Annotated in this window: 28 protein-coding genes and 1 pseudogene; 9 read left to right on the top strand and 20 right to left on the bottom strand. The window is 58.7% G+C overall.

The genetic code is table 11. The annotated features are described in order from the left end of the window. Positions 1-790: 790 nt before the first annotated feature. The 6 genes and pseudogenes from ACQR07_RS31825 (at position 791) to ACQR07_RS31800 (ending at position 5,403) form a co-directional block, all read left to right on the top strand. The gene (locus tag ACQR07_RS31825) at positions 791-1,267 is read left to right on the top strand and encodes a hypothetical protein (RefSeq protein WP_434906008.1); all 477 of its coding nucleotides are present in this window, start codon (positions 791-793) and stop codon (positions 1,265-1,267) included. A 6-nt stretch (positions 1,268-1,273) separates the two neighbouring features. Continuing rightward, positions 1,274-1,498, top strand: a pseudogene (locus tag ACQR07_RS31820) (pentapeptide repeat-containing protein); the annotation flags it as partial. 213 nt (positions 1,499-1,711) lie between these two features. After that, complete coding sequence (gpt, locus tag ACQR07_RS31815) at positions 1,712-2,182, top strand: xanthine phosphoribosyltransferase (protein WP_434906173.1); 471 nt, start codon at positions 1,712-1,714, stop codon at positions 2,180-2,182. Positions 2,183-2,507: 325 nt separating this feature from the next. Next, the gene (locus tag ACQR07_RS31810; RefSeq protein ID WP_434906007.1) at positions 2,508-4,463 is read left to right on the top strand and encodes a hypothetical protein; all 1,956 of its coding nucleotides are present in this window, start codon (positions 2,508-2,510) and stop codon (positions 4,461-4,463) included. A 35-nt stretch (positions 4,464-4,498) separates the two neighbouring features. Continuing rightward, positions 4,499-5,029, top strand: a complete 531-nt coding sequence (locus tag ACQR07_RS31805) for a hypothetical protein (RefSeq protein ID WP_434906006.1) — start codon at positions 4,499-4,501, stop codon at positions 5,027-5,029. Next, the gene (locus ACQR07_RS31800) at positions 5,029-5,403 is read left to right on the top strand and encodes a DUF7220 family protein (protein WP_434906005.1); all 375 of its coding nucleotides are present in this window, start codon (positions 5,029-5,031) and stop codon (positions 5,401-5,403) included. Before ACQR07_RS31805 ends, ACQR07_RS31800 begins: the two co-directional genes overlap by 1 nt. On the opposite strand, the gene ACQR07_RS31795 is transcribed toward ACQR07_RS31800, so the two are convergent. The 14 genes from ACQR07_RS31795 to ACQR07_RS31730 form a co-directional block, all read right to left on the bottom strand. After that, a complete protein-coding gene (locus ACQR07_RS31795) occupies positions 5,310-6,737 on the bottom strand; it encodes an SEFIR domain-containing protein (protein WP_434906004.1) in 1,428 nt (475 codons plus the stop codon). The genes ACQR07_RS31800 and ACQR07_RS31795 overlap by 94 nt on opposite strands. 12 nt (positions 6,738-6,749) lie before the next feature. Beyond that, a complete protein-coding gene (locus ACQR07_RS31790) occupies positions 6,750-7,685 on the bottom strand; it encodes a TIR domain-containing protein (RefSeq protein ID WP_434906003.1) in 936 nt (311 codons plus the stop codon). Next, on the bottom strand, positions 7,678-8,100 hold the full coding sequence (locus ACQR07_RS31785) for a hypothetical protein (RefSeq protein WP_434906002.1): 423 nt from the start codon (positions 8,098-8,100) through the stop codon (positions 7,678-7,680). The genes ACQR07_RS31790 and ACQR07_RS31785 overlap by 8 nt, the downstream gene beginning before the upstream one ends. Positions 8,101-8,911: 811 nt before the next feature. After that, positions 8,912-9,178: a hypothetical protein gene (locus ACQR07_RS31780; RefSeq protein WP_434906001.1), complete on the bottom strand. Its 267-nt coding sequence runs from the start codon at positions 9,176-9,178 to the stop codon at positions 8,912-8,914. 21 nt (positions 9,179-9,199) lie between these two features. Next, the gene (locus tag ACQR07_RS31775) at positions 9,200-9,376 is read right to left on the bottom strand and encodes a hypothetical protein (protein WP_434906000.1); all 177 of its coding nucleotides are present in this window, start codon (positions 9,374-9,376) and stop codon (positions 9,200-9,202) included. Next, a complete protein-coding gene (locus ACQR07_RS31770) occupies positions 9,373-9,867 on the bottom strand; it encodes a hypothetical protein (protein ID WP_434905999.1) in 495 nt (164 codons plus the stop codon). Before ACQR07_RS31770 ends, ACQR07_RS31775 begins: the two co-directional genes overlap by 4 nt. After that, positions 9,867-10,067 (bottom strand): hypothetical protein, encoded by a 201-nt coding sequence (locus ACQR07_RS31765; protein ID WP_434905998.1) that lies wholly within the window; start codon positions 10,065-10,067, stop codon positions 9,867-9,869. Before ACQR07_RS31765 ends, ACQR07_RS31770 begins: the two co-directional genes overlap by 1 nt. Before the next feature lie 12 nt (positions 10,068-10,079). Beyond that, positions 10,080-10,610 (bottom strand): hypothetical protein, encoded by a 531-nt coding sequence (locus tag ACQR07_RS31760; protein ID WP_434905997.1) that lies wholly within the window; start codon positions 10,608-10,610, stop codon positions 10,080-10,082. 10 nt (positions 10,611-10,620) lie between these two features. After that, positions 10,621-11,139 (bottom strand): TIGR02594 family protein, encoded by a 519-nt coding sequence (locus ACQR07_RS31755; protein ID WP_434905996.1) that lies wholly within the window; start codon positions 11,137-11,139, stop codon positions 10,621-10,623. A 13-nt stretch (positions 11,140-11,152) separates the two neighbouring features. Continuing rightward, complete coding sequence (locus tag ACQR07_RS31750) at positions 11,153-11,779, bottom strand: MT-A70 family methyltransferase (protein ID WP_434905995.1); 627 nt, start codon at positions 11,777-11,779, stop codon at positions 11,153-11,155. 65 nt (positions 11,780-11,844) lie between these two features. Further along, complete coding sequence (locus ACQR07_RS31745) at positions 11,845-12,018, bottom strand: hypothetical protein (protein ID WP_315782436.1); 174 nt, start codon at positions 12,016-12,018, stop codon at positions 11,845-11,847. After that, entirely contained in the window at positions 12,015-12,212 is a 198-nt protein-coding gene (locus ACQR07_RS31740; protein ID WP_434905994.1) for a hypothetical protein, read from the bottom strand. The genes ACQR07_RS31745 and ACQR07_RS31740 overlap by 4 nt, the downstream gene beginning before the upstream one ends. Further along, positions 12,212-12,520, bottom strand: coding sequence for a hypothetical protein (locus tag ACQR07_RS31735; protein WP_315782439.1), 309 nt, complete (start codon positions 12,518-12,520; stop codon positions 12,212-12,214). Before ACQR07_RS31735 ends, ACQR07_RS31740 begins: the two co-directional genes overlap by 1 nt. 152 nt (positions 12,521-12,672) lie before the next feature. Further along, positions 12,673-13,278, bottom strand: a complete 606-nt coding sequence (locus ACQR07_RS31730) for a deaminase (protein WP_434905993.1) — start codon at positions 13,276-13,278, stop codon at positions 12,673-12,675. Positions 13,279-13,522: 244 nt separating this feature from the next. On the opposite strand from ACQR07_RS31730, the gene ACQR07_RS31725 reads away from it, so the two are divergent. Then, entirely contained in the window at positions 13,523-13,915 is a 393-nt protein-coding gene (locus ACQR07_RS31725) for a hypothetical protein (protein WP_434905992.1), read from the top strand. A 2-nt stretch (positions 13,916-13,917) separates the two neighbouring features. After that, positions 13,918-14,094 carry a hypothetical protein gene (locus ACQR07_RS31720; RefSeq protein WP_434906172.1) on the top strand — a complete coding sequence of 59 codons (177 nt, stop codon included), beginning with the start codon at positions 13,918-13,920 and terminating at the stop codon, positions 14,092-14,094. Here the strand turns inward: ACQR07_RS31720 and ACQR07_RS31715 are convergent. From ACQR07_RS31715 to ACQR07_RS31695, 5 genes are all read right to left on the bottom strand, one after another. Further along, the gene (locus tag ACQR07_RS31715) at positions 14,045-14,443 is read right to left on the bottom strand and encodes a DUF2493 domain-containing protein (RefSeq protein ID WP_409999184.1); all 399 of its coding nucleotides are present in this window, start codon (positions 14,441-14,443) and stop codon (positions 14,045-14,047) included. The two genes, ACQR07_RS31720 and ACQR07_RS31715, sit on opposite strands and share 50 nt — an antisense overlap. Beyond that, positions 14,443-14,724 (bottom strand): SH3 domain-containing protein, encoded by a 282-nt coding sequence (locus ACQR07_RS31710; RefSeq protein ID WP_434905991.1) that lies wholly within the window; start codon positions 14,722-14,724, stop codon positions 14,443-14,445. The genes ACQR07_RS31715 and ACQR07_RS31710 overlap by 1 nt, the downstream gene beginning before the upstream one ends. Further along, positions 14,724-14,936 carry a DUF6884 domain-containing protein gene (locus tag ACQR07_RS31705; RefSeq protein ID WP_434905990.1) on the bottom strand — a complete coding sequence of 71 codons (213 nt, stop codon included), beginning with the start codon at positions 14,934-14,936 and terminating at the stop codon, positions 14,724-14,726. The genes ACQR07_RS31710 and ACQR07_RS31705 overlap by 1 nt, the downstream gene beginning before the upstream one ends. 76 nt (positions 14,937-15,012) lie before the next feature. Further along, a complete protein-coding gene (locus ACQR07_RS31700; protein WP_434905989.1) occupies positions 15,013-15,138 on the bottom strand; it encodes a DUF6884 domain-containing protein in 126 nt (41 codons plus the stop codon). After that, on the bottom strand, positions 15,135-15,347 hold the full coding sequence (locus tag ACQR07_RS31695) for a hypothetical protein (protein WP_434905988.1): 213 nt from the start codon (positions 15,345-15,347) through the stop codon (positions 15,135-15,137). Before ACQR07_RS31695 ends, ACQR07_RS31700 begins: the two co-directional genes overlap by 4 nt. A 223-nt stretch (positions 15,348-15,570) precedes the next feature. On the opposite strand from ACQR07_RS31695, the gene ACQR07_RS31690 reads away from it, so the two are divergent. Continuing rightward, the gene (locus ACQR07_RS31690; RefSeq protein ID WP_434905987.1) at positions 15,571-16,908 is read left to right on the top strand and encodes a DNA sulfur modification protein DndB; all 1,338 of its coding nucleotides are present in this window, start codon (positions 15,571-15,573) and stop codon (positions 16,906-16,908) included. Positions 16,909-16,979: 71 nt separating this feature from the next. Here the strand turns inward: ACQR07_RS31690 and ACQR07_RS31685 are convergent, their stop codons facing one another. After that, positions 16,980-17,255 carry a hypothetical protein gene (locus ACQR07_RS31685; RefSeq protein ID WP_434905986.1) on the bottom strand — a complete coding sequence of 92 codons (276 nt, stop codon included), beginning with the start codon at positions 17,253-17,255 and terminating at the stop codon, positions 16,980-16,982. Positions 17,256-17,455: the final 200 nt, after the last annotated feature.

Below are 17,455 nucleotides of genomic sequence, written 5' to 3'. Positions count from 1 at the left end.
ATAAACGAATAGCGTCAGCGATCTTGACAACTTGGGGCACGGTCGCCGCCACCGCATTCACTATCTGCCCCCCTAAGATCGCTAACTTCAATGCGCGTCATCCGAAGCAGTTTGCTTGTCGGGCGTGGCAGACCCAATAATGTTATTGGCAATCATTGGTGCGATGGGGCCTGTGAGAGCACCATCAGCTCGGTTCACGGGTCGAACAGCTACATTAATTTCTAAACAACTTACGATTTCCAGTATAAAATAGCACAAATGACCCCGTGACAGTTTCACTGGAGCCTGAGCGGTGCCGCGAAAGCCGAGAACTGGTACTAATTCGCCCGATCCGCCATCGGTCCCAGCTACGGCATCACTGGCTCCGCTCGCCTCTCCCAGTTGGACGCGCGTAAAAATTGGAGAGACGCGTACTCAAGGCATCGTGGATTTAGCCTGGCTTGAGACCTCAGTGAATCAAGGAGACCCGTTTCATGCCCTCCCTGTCCGCGTCACAGTATCCTGCGGAAGGCCCTCTCTTACAATAGGTGACAATATCCTTATCCTGGCTACCTGGCAGGTATTGATTCGACACGAACTCGAAAATGCGCGCGTGAAGCATAACAGCCGCCGTAGAGTAGCGCTACAAGATGGAAGCTTTAGATCCCAATCAATTTCGAAGACGAAACTCCTAAAAGTAAAAGAGCACGCATTGGCACTTGGGATCGATGCGCGCGTAAAGGGGGCAATATCAGATCCTTCCCTTACTGCATCCTTGCTTGCCAAATGGAGGTTCAATCGGGCGCGAGCGATGGCCCAAGAGAATAACAGCACGGCCAAATCCATATCAGAGATCATTCTAATTGGATCATTTGGGGAGGCTACCGCCATTGGCGACCCGGATTTTGGAGATCCCCACAAAGAGCATGGCTTGTTAAGCCACACGTATCCGAAGACCAGTTCGGAAGAACAAAGTCCCCTCTTTGTACTCGAACCCGAAACTTCCGCAGAATCTATGCGTGTTACATTGATGACCACCGTGCCATTCGAAAAGTTGTGCTTACTTCCAGGGAATACCAGCGAACGCGTTGCGCAGCTGGCCCGAACGGAATTGGAGCAAAGAGCAGATGAGGCGGTGGAAGCTCATGAGATCCTTCGGCAGCAGATGCTGCGAGACGAACTGACAGCGAGGGTCGCGCGGAATCAGAGGGAAGCTGGCTTACCGGTTCGCGAAGGAGAATTCGTAGTGATGATTGAGATATTCGAAATCAGACCCACAACAGGCTAACTCTCAATGGAGCAGAAATCGATCCCGTTCCTAACGGCGGATGACCGCACTGCACTTGGTGCGATGATGGAGGCCGTCGTTCCTCGCCCCGAACTTGCGTTCGTGACCTTTGCAAGGGCCGCGGGCAGAGACATTAGAACTTACTATCGTGGCGCCGATCTGCGCGGGTACGTGCTTCGCGACCAAATACTAAGTGACGTTAACCTAGAAGGAGCGGATCTTCGCCACGCCGATCTGCGTGGCGCGATCGATTTTCAACAGGCGGGTACCCTCATCGAGGGGGCGGTTGTCTCCGTAGACGGCGAAAGGGCGCCGCGCGATCCTATATCGACGCGTCGTGCCCGCTCATCGATCTTGGCCGAAGTTGGTCGCTTTGCCGGAGCAACGGCATCGGTTGAGACCGGTCTAGCGTCGGATTTAGCCGAGACAGCCCCTGCGGCTTCGGTGTCCTGGGACCAACTCCATCGCGACTGCCGCGCGCTCGCCTCGCGGCTACAACGCGCCGGACCGTTTTATGCTATCGTCACCACCAGCAATGGCGGCCTTGTGGTGGCCGCGATCGTCGCGCGCGAGCTCAACATCCAGACGATCGAGACCTTATGCATGTCGAGCCAAGGTGAGTCTGGACCCGAAGAGGAACCGAAAATCCTCAAGAAGGTAGCCGACGAAGTGGCGGCTATTGCCGGCGGGGCAGGGCAGGGCGTGCTTATTATCGACGATGTCGCCACCAACAGCACCGTTGAGGTAGTGCGCAGCATGCTGCCGAAGGCGCATGTCGCCGCCGTTTATACTAGGCCGATCAGTCGCTCGCTTGTCGACACCTTTATCACAGAGGTATCAACGCACTCCTCCATCTACCTTCCTTGGGAGACGGCGGTCGCGTTTCAGCCGCCAATCCACGAAGACGGAAGTTAGGATCTCTCGGCGCTCGCATGCATGGTGAGCAAATAAGGAAGCAAGCGTATCCCGGCTCAGAGATCTTCGTAGGGTGAATTCCCGACGGCACGTCGTTTCCCAAGAAGGGAAGCCTTCGATCGTCTCGGACAACACCGCTGAGTTCACCAGCGATCCAGAACGCCTTAATTGGCGCAGTCTAGCTGCATGAGCGGAGAGCATATCTGAGGTCTGGCGGCAATTGCTGCCAGCAACCTCACGGCCGGCCCGGGGTAACCTCATATTTGCATGAATGCAAATAGCGTGATAATGCAAAACCACGGAATTTCTGTTGACTCGGTGTTTCATGAAACTATCGACCGAAGAGCGCGCCCGCAGAAAGAAGGTCGTCGAAGACCTCCTGAAGCTGGGGTACCACCCTCAGGGGTCTCGCGGTGGGCTGGCTTCCGCCACCAAGACCGCGGAGCGCCGCGAGGGCATCAACTATCCGAACTGGGTTCGCGCCGAAGAGGCGCTGAAGCGAAAGCGCAAAGAGCACTTCGCTGTCGACTGGTCTCTCTACATCCCGCCGCAGGCCGCCGCCACCGTGACCCGGGGCGCCGCTGAGGCCGGCGAGGAGCTGTCCGCCGAGGATCACGCGCACATGCGCGCCCAGGACCTGTCGGTGGAGGTGACCAACCTCATCACCAGATCCCGTTATCCGGTTATCAATCCCGAAGCCATCATCATCGACTCCTACCTGGTCCGCAAGTACGACCGCGATCTGCGCGGCTACGTGACCAAGGAGGGGACTCCGCGGACCTGGATGACCGACACCCTGCGTGTCGCCCCGATCCGGGACTCCCGCAACCGGAACTTCGTCTTCACGGGCGCGCAGAACGATGCGCTGCTGCACGAGGAGTTCTGGGCCAACCTGCTGGCCTATGCGGCATTCATCAACGCCGAGATCGTCGTCGGTCCCTGGACCTACGAGACCCAGTGGTGGGCCGAGAACAACCCGACCGCACGCGCGTACTCGAACGAGCTGACCGAATATCTGTGCTTCGGCCAGATGAAGATCGGCGACAACTTCATGTTCTGCGGCGAGATGAACACGCTGCCGACCGCGTCGCAGCCGATCTCCGACCTCGTGACCTATAGCCGGGGCCGCTGGGCCGTGTTTCCGCACGCCAAGCGCCAGCTGAAGAGCGTTCCGTCCACCGATCCGAACATCCAGGCGCACCAGGTCATGACGACCGGCGCGGTGACCCGGCCGAAGGTGATCCCCCGCAAGGCGGGTGTGAAATCCATCTTCCACCAGGTCATCGGGGCGACCGTTGTTCAGTTCGACAACGACGGCGACGTCTTCTGCCGCCAGATCACGGCGAACGAGGACGGCTCATTCTACGATCTCGACGCCCATGTGGCGGATGGCGAGGTCACGACCGGGCACCGTGCTCGGGCGATCACCTATGCTGACATCCATGTCCGCAAGCTCGATGCCGCCAACACCATGGCGACGTTTGGCTGGGACATGCGCGGCAACATCGCCCGCTATCGCAACAGCCTGACCGACGTCCTCAATCCCGAGTACCAGATCTTCCACGACATCTTCGACAATGAGCCGGGCAACCATCACCACGTCCACGACATCGCCTACCAGTACGAGATGGCGCTCCGCGGTCGCGACAATGTGGCCGACGAGGTCAACCAGTGCGGAGACTTCCTGCACCGGACGATCGGCGAGGACCGCCACGGCATCATTGCCGAGGGCAACCACGACATCGCGCTGGAGAAATACGTCCGTGAGGCTCGCTATCGCGGGCACGGCACCAACCTGCGCTTCGGCCTGCAACTCGAAGACGCCTACATGGCGCACGTCGAGAAGCGGTCGTTCGCGATCGACAACGACCTGCCGATCCCGCGCTTCTCGCTGCTCGAACATGCGATCCGCCAGATGTGGCCGCAGATCGGCGACAAAGTCGAGTGGTGCCATGACGGCTACAGCAAGCTGATCGACGGCATCGAGGTCGGCAACCACGGCTTCCGCGGCGCGAATGGCGCCAAGGGCACTGTGGCCGGCTTCGCCCGCATGGGCCGCAAGATGACCATCGGCGACAAGCACAGCCCAGAGATCAACGAGGGCGTGTACGTGGCCGGCGCGATGAACCTGCGGCACGGCTACAACAAAGGACCGTCCGGCTGGGCTGTCTCGCACGTCGTCCAGTACCAGGATGGCAAGCGCGCTCTAATCACGCTGCAAAAGGGCAAGTGGCGTCCGGAGAAGCCTGTCATCCGCATGCCGGCGGCTTCTGCTGCCTAGAGATTTGCATAAATGCAAATGGAGAGTTGATTCCGATGAGTTTCCCGTATCGTATGATGGTTGTCGGCCACGGTCGGCACGGCAAGGATACTGCGGCCGAGATCCTGCGTGACGATTTCGGCGCGACGTTCGTCTCGTCGAGCTGGTTCATGGCCGAGCGTGTCGTGTTTCCGTGGTTCGAGGAGAAGCATCCCGGCAAGTACGCATCGGTGCAGGAATGCTACGATGACAGGGCGAACCATCGGTCGACGTGGTTTGATCTGATCGCCGAGTCCAACAAGGCCGATCTCACCACGCTGGGTCGTGCGATCTTCAACGAATACGACCTCTATGTCGGCAACCGAAACGCCAGAGAGTTTCACGCGCTGCGAAATGCCCGCGTTTTCGACGCCTCGATCTGGATCGATGCATGCGAGCGCCTGGAGTATCGCGAGCCGCGTAACTCGCTGACGATCGAGCCCTGGATGTGCGATTTCGTGATCGACAACAACGGGACTCTGGATGAGCTGAAGCGGAACATCGCTTCGCTGATGCGCGGAGCCCTGAAGCTCCGGCCGGCCGCCTGATGGAGCAGTCCCGGCTGATGTCCCTGGTGGAGGTTGTGACGAATGCCATGATCGGCTTCGTCACCTCCGTGCCAGTGAACTTCGCGATCCTGCCGTTGTTCGGTGCCCCGGTGAAGCTCGGGGCGTCCATGGGCATCACGTTGGCGTTCACGGTCGTCTCGGTCGTGCGTTCCTATCTGGTTCGCAGGTTCTTCGCTGTCCACATCAAGCGGTTCGCTGCCTGGTGCCAGAAGATCCACGAGAACTTCGCAGCGCCTTCTCGGCACACGCTGAAAGGAGTCTACGGTCTCCTGCCAAGCTCGGCAGCTCCCGTCAGTCTCTTCAATTCAACGGTATCGAATTCCCATTTGGGCAACCTCGATAATCCTTGTTGACTGTAAAAGCTGTTAATCAGGTTGTGTAGATCTTCGGGCGTGGAAACGCCAAGGACTGGAAGCAGTCGTTGAAGATATCGCGCAGATGTCGCTCGCGCGAATAACTCAAAGGGCGAATACTGGCGTGAAGCCCATATCAGTGTCTCCGGCCACCAAGCGTGTTCTTCAGCGGCGGCTCGAAGAAAAAGGACTAAGTCGGCCTGCATAAGATCGTCTAAATTGACGCCTTGGGGCGGTACGCGATCTCGCAAGAGGTCGGCACGGACAGATAGCCGACGGAGTTCCAGCCGTACGTTTCGCCGTGCGAGCGATGGAAGATACGTTCGAAACAGCGTAAAATCTTGTATAGGCGTCCTTGCTCCATCCTGGGATAGAGCGGCGGCATAAAAGCCGTCACCAATGAAACTCAACAGTTCTGCAAATCGTTCGTTTTTCAGAAGCGAGGCAACAGTGTAGAGAAAGAGTTCGTGAATAATGAACCTATAGTTGTCAAACCAGTCTTCAGACCAGCTCATCATTCCCTTCGGTCGAGTCATAAATGGAATCAATCGCTCGAAAAATCTCTTGATGACCAACGCGCTATCGTCCGATGGAGGGGCCTTCACCAAGGTAGAGAGCACGCTGAGATACTCATCTCTATATGGCGTAAAAGCGCCAATCGATTTTACCACTTCTTCGTCAAAATCGTCCCGAGTGGCCCCCTCAATTCGGATCATATTGAAGCTATCTGATAGACTCTCAAGATAGTCCTGGAGAGCGCCGAGCGCTGCGGGGGACGCGGACCTAATTAGAGTCGTTGCGCGGTGTGCGCGCGAGCGTGTGGGTAGAGCTAGATAGCTGTCGTTCAAGAATTCAGGCGGTCGTCCGAGCGGAGGCTTTGGGTATGCTGGTTTACCGAAAACCCAGCGCAAGAGCTGATCGAAATTCTCTGCGTAAGTGTCCTGGTCGCTAAGATCGATATGGAGGCGGGATGCATAGTAGATGGGTTTGTACGGTCGGCCCTCGGGGTTCACTTCAGCGACTATGCCAATAAACTTATCCTGGTCGGATCGCTCGTAAATCTGTGATGTGATAATCTGCGCCTCAGTGCCGACTCCGCCAGTTCTGTCGTTTGCCTTTTCAACATACCGACGGTCGAAAATCATAATGACCTTTTCAATATCCTTGTCCGTGCCCATCCTTTCCATAAATGCGACGACATCGTGCCCCTCCTTGAGGTCCCATTTATCCAGTACGACATCGACACCGCTCTCACGCAGAGCAGTGGCGAATTCTAGTACCCACTGTTCTCGCTCCTTAGACGACCAGCTGTACGAGATAAATGTCTTTGGCATACTACAGCTCCGTCAGCGACCGGCGGCCTGAGCCGCTGCGTCGATCCAACTACCGATGTTTTGGTGCCCTTTATCCGCAATGTAGTCGTAGGTTGATGTACATCTAGAAAGTGGCGTGACGTATCCATCGGCTGGATCTTCAAGCCATCGAGGAAGCGGAACGGCCAGCGTGTAGTCGCTGTATCGGTGCCATTGCCATTCGTGGCCACCGAAGCCGTTCGGAATTGCCAATCTTTCGAATAGGAAGTGCCTCGGTGGCTTTAGAGGATGTTCCTGCACCTTTCCGACGGCCAAGAAGTCCAGCGGATTGTGTCCGCGGGTGTGCGGTGTCTTGGTCGAGTGGTGTCTGATGCTGTTTAGGTGCACGCTGAGCAGTCCGCGCCCGTCCACTACTGCTCTGGCTATTTCATAGCGCACCCAGCGCCTCACCCACGTGCCTGTACCGATAAGGACGCAAACCGCGGATGTGTAATCAACGCCTTCCCTGATGAGGCGCTTAATTGCTTCATCACCCTCAAGCTTTCGACTCTCCCACAAACTGCTGTCCTGGAAGCTACGCATGAGCACGTTGTCCGGATGGTCTATCCTCCATGCGTTCCGAACCACGTTCACTCGCATGATGTCGTCATAGTGGAATGAGAAAAAGGCCTTCCTCTTAATGGCTCGCTTTGGCGTGATAGCGGGCGCTATGCCGGGGGCCAGGGATCCAAAGAGATCGGATACCGCACTAGCCTTGGCAAACGGGTTTGGGGAGGGCGAAGGCGGGGGAAAGAGATCGCTTATAGCGCCACCGATACCGAACGGACCTGTCAACCCGGCGCCGAAGGTAGGTTTTGAAACCAGCGATCCAAGCCCGAGAGCCCGCTCAAGAGGCTTGTTAGCCTCGCTCGTTTTTACCAGTCCAAACAGGCCACCCATGCGATTCGCGTCGAAAGGATCGTCAGCCATAGACGTATGCCCAGAGCACCGCCATTAGGACGGCGATTGCCAGCGGTGCATAGAACCAGACAATCGACCAGCTCGTAGCGGCGGTCAAAAAACGTTCCGCAGGAGCATGCTTAAGATTGATGTCAAAGCTCGGTAACGTGTCCCAGGCCTCTTGGCGCACAACGTTGAAGAGTCCTCGGAAAGTTCGTTCAACGCGGAGATATTGCGCGTCGGCTACGGCGAACGCGAGCACCGGCAGAAGCGCGAGCGCAGCGACACCAGGTCGGTGCAGTGTGAAAGCGAATCCCACTACGGCGGTGACGACAGTGATGCAGTAGCTCTTAAACGAGGCGCCATATCCTGCCATTCGCGTGATAAGTGTCTGTAACATTTCAAGGTGCTTCACCCGCAGCTCTGCGATCTTGTCTGGCGTCATTGGGGCCTCGTAGCTTCGTATGAGATGTCAGCGTTAAACGGCATATTTCAAGGTTGCATAACGTCAAATTACCTGTTGACAGTTGTCGACTCGGACTAGCTGCGTCGGGATTCGCCTCAGCTGAGCTACGACTGAGGATCGAAGGATGGACAGCGTTTTGCGGGGGGATTGATCTTCCGGCACACCGTTTCTGATGCTGTCGCTAAATTGTTTAGATCCGTGCGCTCCTGGTCTAGGAGCGCCGTACCATCGAATTTGTTGGGCTTTGTCAGGCGTCGAGCGGGCGAGGGGAGGCCCCGCCGCAGGGCGGCGCGATGGGGAAACGACTTCGAAAACACGAATGCGCTCAATGGTCTATGGACATAGTAATTGCAAAGAAAGATCCATGTGCCAGTCAAGGCCAACTAAGCCGCTGATTTAACTTGCGGGCTGTGTCAGTCATTTAACGCAGTTCGGCAGATAGCCCCTTCTCAAGCGGCAGCGGCGAATCGCTCTCCATGTTTTAAAATGGAGAGCTGAGTCATGTCGGAACCAGGATCGGTCTCAAAAGCGGAAGAAATATCCCGCGATATCCGTGGCTTAGATGGAGCCACTTTGCGCTTGCCAAGCGGTCTGTCGTCAGCGATCAATCTAAATCACCCGAAAAAGGCAGCTCTGTATTTTCAAGGAGAGCTGCGCCATGTCTGATCATCAGCTTCGCTTCAAAGGCCCTGGTTTCGATTTCGATGCCAAAGGTTGGCAGGCGATTGTCGCCGCCGTCGCGATGGTGGGGATGATTCTATGGCTGTGCCACTAAGCTATGCGCGCTCGCTCATCGCAGCGCCTTTCCGAGTAAGTCGATCGCAAACTGCCGGTCTCGAGATCGGTATCCCTGTGCCTCGGACTTCTCGAAGGTCTCTAGCACCGCGGTGGCGAATTGGTTCAGCAGCTGGTTGCGGACGTAGCTCAGCGCCAGCTCGTGAACCAGCTCCGCCTCGCTGTAGACAGAGGCCTCGATGACATCCTTCACAGGACCGCCGGTCTCGGCGCATTTGAGGATATCGTTGCACACCTTGTGCAGATCAGCCGGATTGATCATTTTGGCGTCCTCCTCCGCTACTCAGATAGCTTGCGAAGCTCGGCCTTCAGATGTCAGCTCCGCTTTGAGCTGGGCCACGCGCTCGTAAGCGAGCGGCTGAGGTTTGATCTTGGTCGGGTTCGCCTGAATCTTAGCGCGAACCTTGGCCCAGTGTTCGAGGCACTTTGGCCCAGGCCTCCACGTCAGGTCGACGCTCATCGACGGAAATCCTTCGACGGATGCTTGTGGCCCTCGGCGCAGATCGTGTCGCCGTCCGGCCTCTTCTCCATCATGTGTCCGGGTTCTCCGCAGGTAGGGCAGCGGCCGAGGCCGATCCGCTTCTCGCGGCCCTTGAACCAGTCCTCGATGAAGCGATGCAGGTTCGGCGCATGCCGCGGCAGCTGCGACAGACCTGTGCCGATGCCGTCAAACGGCACAACAACGGTCCGGCCGGCGCGCAGCAGATCATCGATCTTCAGCAGATCGCACTCGACGACCGCCCTGCAGGCGATGGTGTCATCGAAAAATTCGAGAGGACCCATTCCGGGCGACCATTTTGTCGCCACGCCGATCGCGTTGGGCTCGCCGCGCATCTCCTTCGCCTGACCGCCGTAGCCGCGGCGCTGCATGTTGTCTCCGAAGACATAGAACTGGTTGGGATTGTCCCAGAGATGCTTTCGGGTGATCCATTGCTGACGAACGACAGGCATTAGGGATGCTCCTTCGTGCCGTAGGCGCAGTCGGCGCAGAAGATGGCGCGCTCGCCGCCGATGAACTCCTCGTCGCAGCTGAAGCAGCGCGAGTGATAGGTGCCTGGTGCCCAGCCATTGAGCTTTGCCCGCTGGTCAGCAACCAGGTGATGCCGCTCGGTTCTGGTGTGCGCCTTGATGAAATCCGTGATGAAGCACATGCGATCCCCCTTTCAGAAAACGTCGGTTTCCGAGGCTTCTTCGGCCTCGTAATCAGGAACGTCAGGCACGATGATCGGCTGGCGGCGGAGCAGGCTGACCACCAGCGGCCAGGACGGTGCGTCTTTCGATCGGATCGGCGCCGGCACGATGGTCTTGAAGGTCGGCCAGTTGCCCCAGAAGTGCGGCTCCTGGGGCTCCAGCAAGCCCGCCCAGTCCGGAATCTCTTCCGGCTTGAGCAGGCCCGGTGGCGTCACGAAGAAGAACTGATCCGAGAACAGGCGAGCGCCGCGCTGCTTCAGCGGCTGCTGCACGTCCTTCAGGAAGTCGGAGCGCGAGACCTTGATCTCGTAGCTCGTCGCCGTGCAGCCCTTCGTCGCGTTGGCTTCGATCACCCACAAGTCGATCGAGCGCTCAGCTCCGCCGGCATAGCCGCAGCCGACGCGCAGCTCGGGGATGGCGATACACCCCAGGCTGTGACGCCGAGGCAGCTTCTGCTTGAACACTTGAGCGGTGTACTTCCGCTCGGTCGACTTGATGGGCATCTGGTGCTCCTCAGGTCGGCGAGACCCAGGCGCGGATGCGGTGGCGCGGATAGACGCTCTCCGCCACGCGATGGCCGTGGTTGCCGCTGATGACGATCGGGTCACCCTTGGCGGTGAAGCCAGAGACGATGCCGACGTGCCCACCGCCGCGGCGGCCCATGGTCACGACAGCTCCGACCTGCGGCGCAATGTGGCGATGGCTCTCCCAGGACAGGGCGCGGTCATCGACGCCCGTGGCGCCTGTGATCTTGCGCAGGAATGCGGAGCACCACAGGGCGCTACGGACGCCGACCTGATGAGCCGTCTCACCAACGAACTGGCGAGCACGTTCGACGAAGCCTGTGCCAGCGCTGAAGCCCTGCTGGAGTCCGCTCTGGATGCCACCGAACAGGATCGGCTGCTCCTCCTGCACGGCAAAGGCCTGATGCAGGTGATGGTGGCGATGATGGCGATGGGGACGGGCTTCAGCCACACTGATTGGCGCGGCCAAGGCAGCGGCGCAGAGCAGCGCCGAGATTGCTCTCTTCACTTCATTCTCCTGACTAGGCGGCTAGGATTGCTGGTTCGCCAGCGACGTTCAGAACCGGCTCAGCGGCCGACTCGGAATTGAATTTCTCGATCTCGTTGCCCCAGGCATCCCAGCCTGGGCGCACCTGACGGCTGAAGATGTCCGCCTTCGGATACGGGCCTGCCATCTTGGCTGCGTTGAAGTAGCCTTCCTCGGGCTTGCGCGAATGCTCGCGGCGAGGCTGCAGGATGGCGGAACGGACATCACGGGCATGCACGCGCGGCTTGCCGATTTTGCCGATCAGGATGGGTTCATGGCAGTTGCGGAACACATATCCGGTCCCGAACGTCGGGCGGCTGTTGTCCTTGGTCATCTTCACCCAGGCGCCCTGGGTGACGTACTTCACGTCCCAGCGGCGAAAGGCCTCGCGGGCCTCGTCGTACATGACGCCTGTGGCGTAGAGCCAAACCCACATCCCATCTGGATGCGCCAACTCGGCGATCGGCAGCTCGTAGATGTCTTCGAGCGTCATGCACTTGTAGTGACGCTCTGCAGACTTGCCTTTGCCCTTTTGAGAATAGGTCTGGAACGTCCACGGCGGGTCGATCTTCGCCAGGCCGTAGTGACGTCTGAGCAGGGGGGCGAGCTGGAACTCTGTCATTTGCATTTACGTCCTTTGCATTTATGCAAATGCCAGAGCAAGCCAAGGCTGTCAACTTTTGGTCGTCAATCGATCAGACGCAGCTGCTCAGGATTGTAGATGTGAAGCGCGCCTGCGACTTCAGGGACGGTACACTCGACAACCAGACGTGGCTCGCCCTTGAGTGTCGAGAACGTCGAGACGACGACGCCGGGCCACTTGTAGCCCTTGATCTTCTCGACCTTGTCGCCGACCTTCATGCTTCAGCCTCAGCGAGTGCTGAGCGGCCGGCATCGGTGATCTGCCACTGCATGCCGTAGCCGCTCAGATTCTCCTTGATGAAAAAGCCGCGCTCCGCCAGCTTCGCGGTCGTCTTCGGGTTGAAGAGTCCCCAGCCGCCGGGCCGCTCAACAGCGTCCTTCAAGGCCAGCTTTTCCCTGCTCGTCAGCTTCATCAGTCCTCCTTCTTCAGCCACCGCGGCTGATATTGCATCGCTTCCTCGATCAGCTCTGGTTTGAGCACATCTTCCTTGCGCTCTGCGAGGATCGCCTGGACCAGCATGGCATCCGGCAGGATAGACATGCATGGCTGCTTCTTGTCCTTCCGATCGCAGGTCGGCTCCGTCAGCTTGGCTCTGACCACGAACATCTCGCGGTCATGACCGAAACGCTCCAGCAGCTTGACCTTGCTCGCACGACCCTCGCGGTCGCACTGCGTGCACTTCACGCGGACATGTGCCAGGGGCCAGTCTTCAAGTCGCATCGACGCGCTCCGTAGCTGCCTTCACTCGGATGCGGGGCTTCGTTTTAGGAGGCCCCCAGTTCTGGACGAGATGGTAACGGTAGCAGTCATCGCCCTTGCGGATGGCGCACTCACGAAAATCCCATCGCTCCTTGCCGCACGGGCAGCCGCGGTCATGCGACATCTTCGTCCTCCGGCAGGCCGACAATATCGCACTGGATGCCGCATTCGTCGTAGATCGAGCGTGACTTTGCCATCGAGTCCTTCCACCGTTCGCGCTTGTCTTCCGGCAGCTCAGGCGCGACGACGCGCTTGATGCCTGCCTGCACCATATGGAGGGCGCAGCGGTCGCAGGTGAGGAACGGCCAAGTGTAGAGCGTGTAGCCGTGGAGCGGCTCGCGAGCGGTCAGCACTGCGTTGATCTCAGCGTGGATGACCAGGGAGATCTTGGTGTCCCGGTCCTGCAAGCGCTCGAAGGTGTCGGCGATCCCACGCGGGAAGCCGTTGTATCCCGTTCCCGCGATCGTCCTGTCCGGTCGCACGATCACAGCGCCGACTTGCGTGCTCGGATCCTTCGATCCGCTGGCGATCTCGCGAGCCACGCGCAGGTGGTAGCGATCCCAGTCAAGGTTGTTGCGCTTGATCTCGGTCCTAACTGGCGCAGCGACCGGAGCGATTCCGGACGCCTGGCAGCAGATGTCGCAGATCGAATTCGGATCGCGCTGCTGATGGGAGCAGGGACTTACGGCGGAACAGCAACCCAGCATCAACCGGCTCAACACTTTGCCTCTCCATTTGCATAAAGCATTTGCAGTACAACATTAAATGCAAACATGCAAGTTTTGGATCGGAACCCACTGGAGGGATTTCTAGGCTGGAAATGTTGGGTTTTTGCTGTTTTCACTTCCTGCCGAAATAGCATTGTAGCTTAGGCGAAAACTTGCATTTTGACGCAAGCCCAGCTAATGCAAACGACGGAGCCGGGACGTTGGGGTCTCGACTATGGTCTGGCGGCGGAACACCATGAAGCGTTCTTTTTGTTATCGGGGTTACGAAATTTCGGCTGAAGACGGCCGTTACCAGGCGAAGTCCTTGGATGGGGACGATTTTTTGATGACGTCCAACCACCTCTTGCGGGTCCTGAGAAGCGTGGATGCGCTCTGGGTCGCAGCAGAGGAAGTCCTTGATCAGCATGTCTCAAAAAATGAACAACCGTCGTGGATCCGCGACCTGCTCGAAAAGCCCATGTGCCGTATGGATCTCGATTTCGCTGATGGTGCCGCGCCAGTAAGCAGCCCGGCCGGAGTTGTCGCATTCCGCAGCCGCTTCACCGTCAAGTCCGGCCCTGCCAGCAGCAGCGGCGATTGCATAGCCGCTTCGGGATTGTCTGGGGCTCACGGCCGGCGATCGTCGTGACCATGCTCGGCGACGTCTGCTACAACTGGTGCATCGTCCCGCCAATCAACGAGGTGAGCGCGTCGACCGCCGCGGAGTTCCTCTATATCGCTCTCAACCTCATCGTTGCTGTCGCAGTGCCAAGCCTGATCAGGTGGGCTTCGGAAGCAAAGGGGCGAGTCCGTATTCCCAACACCTGATCGTCATGTCCCGGGTGCCGGTCCCGCCAGGGAAGCCTACCGCATAGTCCGGCTTACCCTCGCGAAGCATCTTCTCGTTCCGGAATGGGCCGGCAGCTGCATCATACAGCTTGCCGGCCTTGTTGCGTCGGACCACGGCGCCGGGGCGGGTGATATCGTTCCACGCAGCTGGGTACGGATCGAACAGGACACCGCGGCTCTTGGCCCATTCCCGGGCCATCCTATCGGCTCCAGACGCCTCACCCTCAATGATGCAACTGATCGTTGAACGCGCATCCAGCTCGTCCAGAACGCGATAGAGCCATCTTCTATCGACGAAGTCCCGACCGCCGTAGACCAGGACTCGCATTATGGCGTTCCGTCCATCTTCTTGCACTTCGTCAAGTCGCTCTTCTGGACCCAGCCATAGGTGCCGTCGTGAATGACGAACCACCAGCCCTGATACTCGTCGCGGAAGGCAACCTTGTCGCCCTTCGCCACGGGCTCGAACCTGGGATCGGTTTTGCCGTCTGGCCGATTGAGCAGCTCGATTTCCTTGATGGCCGTGCATTCGGTGTAGAATGCTCTGGCCGGGGAGGCGGTAAGAGCAGCAGCCGCAGCAAGCAACAACATCATCTTCGACATCTTCATCAAGTCCTCTCGGCGAGCCAGCTCAGCTGCCGGCCCATCGTCAATCCATACATCGGCACTTCTACAGAACCGAACTTATCAAGCAAGATCCAGTAGGCGTGTTCTCTGTGTCGCTTGCGGGCGAGCATGATGGCCGTCTCGCCGGTCAGCTTCTGGCGTTCCACCTGGTCGAGCACCCGATCCGCCCAGTCCAGACGCTGTTCGTTCTTCATCCGGTTCAGGGGTGACCTCGTACGGAGCGATCAGATCGTCTGGTCGCAGCAGGCCGTACTTCGCCGACAGGATGAACTATTGGTCGGCGTTCCGCTCGGCCCAGAACCTCGCCATCTTGAACCAGGGCGAGGTGTACATCTCGCCGGCCCTGCAGATGCCATCCGCCTTGGTCTTCACGCAGGAGACGAAGGCGACCTTCATCGCACGATCTCGAACTGCGTGCCGGCCCGCCAGTCCCGCGCTCCCCCCACCATGATGAGGTACATGTGGGTCTTGGTGACGCGCTTCGGCGAGGGCAGGTGCTCATCTTTGATCGGATCGCCGTCCCAGATCCCCTGCTGCAGGATGTCTCCGACCGAGGCGAACGCTGTCGTGAGTCCCCTGCCGGGCGGCAGGTGGATCGTGGTCAACCTGACAGCATTCGAGGCATGATCACGAAAACGTGATTAACCAAGTTCGCGTAGAGGAACCAAGGCGTTGGGCGGACCGAAGGTATATTTCGAAGGGATTCCTTCGAACGGCCTCTGATTTCGAATTGATTCCTTCGAAAACAGGTCTAGAAGGTGAGAGACCGCTCGGACGGAACCCAAGCGGCCTCTCTGATAGCGATCATCCCTGAAAGGACCAACCGCCATGCCCACCCTACTTCCTTCTCTCGCTGACGTCACGGTTCCTCCTCACGTCCACGTCGAAATCGCCTCCAGCATGGACGCGCTCATGACCGAAATCGGTCGCCGCTCTATGATGGGCTTTGCCGGCGAAGTGTTTTTCGGCACCGCGTTCTTGCAGGGCTCCCGGCTGCAGTTCACCACCGCGATGCCTGTGGCGAAGATGATCCAGGTGTCCAAGACAGATCGTTCAAAAAAGAAGGACGGTGTCGTCGGGGCGATGGAGCATTCTAACCGGCCCCAGGAAGCCAGCCACGCCAAGCATGTTCGTGAGTACCTCACCACGACCGCCTGCATCGGCGAAAAGTTCATTCTCCCGGCCTTCACTTTCAACTATGGCGTAGGCCTTGACGACGAGTCGCCGGACGCATCCCTCATTCTTTTCGCGAATGCCAATGACGGAGCCAACGCCTGGCCCGGCATCCTCTGCCTTCCTCCGACAGCCAAGCTCGATACGACTGACGGCGCCCACCGTCGCGGCCAGATCGAAGCCATCATCAACGACTCGAAGATCTCGACGGAATACAAGGACGCGCTGAAGCGCAACGCGGTCGACGTAAAGATCGTCTTTGAGTCCAGCCGCTCTGACAGCCATCAGGATTTTGCCGACTGCGGCAAGGCCAAGGCAATCGCGAAGTCCCTGATCACCACCTTCGACGTGCGGGATCGCCGTAACAACCGAAGCCGCGAACTCGTAAGCAATATCCCATTCTTGTCGTTCTATGTTGACGCGACCGCCTCCAACGTGAACCTCTCGAGCAAGTCGCGGAAGATCTGGTCAATGAGCGCGATCAGGATGTTTGTCTCGCACATCGTTGATCATCACGCCCAGGAAGACGCCAGCGTGCAGGAGAAGACCCGCGCTGCGGAGGCCTTCATCGAAGCTCTGGTCAGGCACATGCCGCAGCTACGCCTTCTCGACGCCGCTCGCAACATGCGGGATCCGGAAGTCACCACCGGCAGCTTGCGCGAGAAGCATGGTGGCGACGTTGCCCTGCGAGGCATCGGCATGGCGATCTTCGCTCGCGCATACCTTCACTGCATCGAGAACGAGATGGACTTCGACGTGATGGCTGCAAAGCTCGCAGACGTCGACTGGAATATCTTAGACTGTGAAAAAGATCAGCTGCCCACGGGCGAGGACTTCCAGGCCGGCGTTCGCCAGCATGCCAAGCCGATGTGGGGTCACATACTCGTCGTCGGCGAATCGAAGTACCGCGTATCGTCCTCGCAGGCGGATGCTGACGGAGCTTGGGACAAGATCAAGGCACAGATCTTCGCCGAAGAACGCCAGGCCGCCTAAGGCGCAGAGAACCTCACGCGCCCCCTCGGGGCGCGTGTCGAGGCGGTGCCCGAACAGGTCACACCAGATGCTCATCGGAACGCCTTGCAGTAGTCGCCGCTGCGGAAAGTCCCGGACGGGCAGGCAGCGCCTGGAACGTACGGGTAGGCGCGGGGCGTGTCGTTGTGCAGCGCCTCGCACTTGTCGCCCAGGCCGACGTAGCCGGTCGGGCAGGTGCCGTGCCGTTGTAGGCGTTCCCGGCCGTCACGGGTTGGGGTAGGATAGGGGCTCTCGGCGAGCGCCGCAGAGGCGCTGATGATGATCAGAGACAGCGCCGCGATCACGCAACGCAAGCATGCTTTGGTCATCGTTATCTCTATGTTGATGTCGTTGTGACGAGGTCATAACCGCACCAGAAACGGGTGAACGTAGGAAGCACAGATGGGGAAAGATTGACTAACCAATCTGTGCCCCAAACTGTGCCCCAAATTTTTGGGGTTTGTGTAAGTGCTTGATTTGCCTGGTGGGCCCGGCAGGACTCGAACCTGCAACCAGACCGTTATGAGCG

It is taken from the genome of Bradyrhizobium sp. HKCCYLS20291 (assembly GCF_051167715.1).
Classification (GTDB): domain Bacteria; phylum Pseudomonadota; class Alphaproteobacteria; order Rhizobiales; family Xanthobacteraceae; genus Bradyrhizobium.
This window is presented reverse-complemented; position numbering and strand designations above follow the sequence as displayed.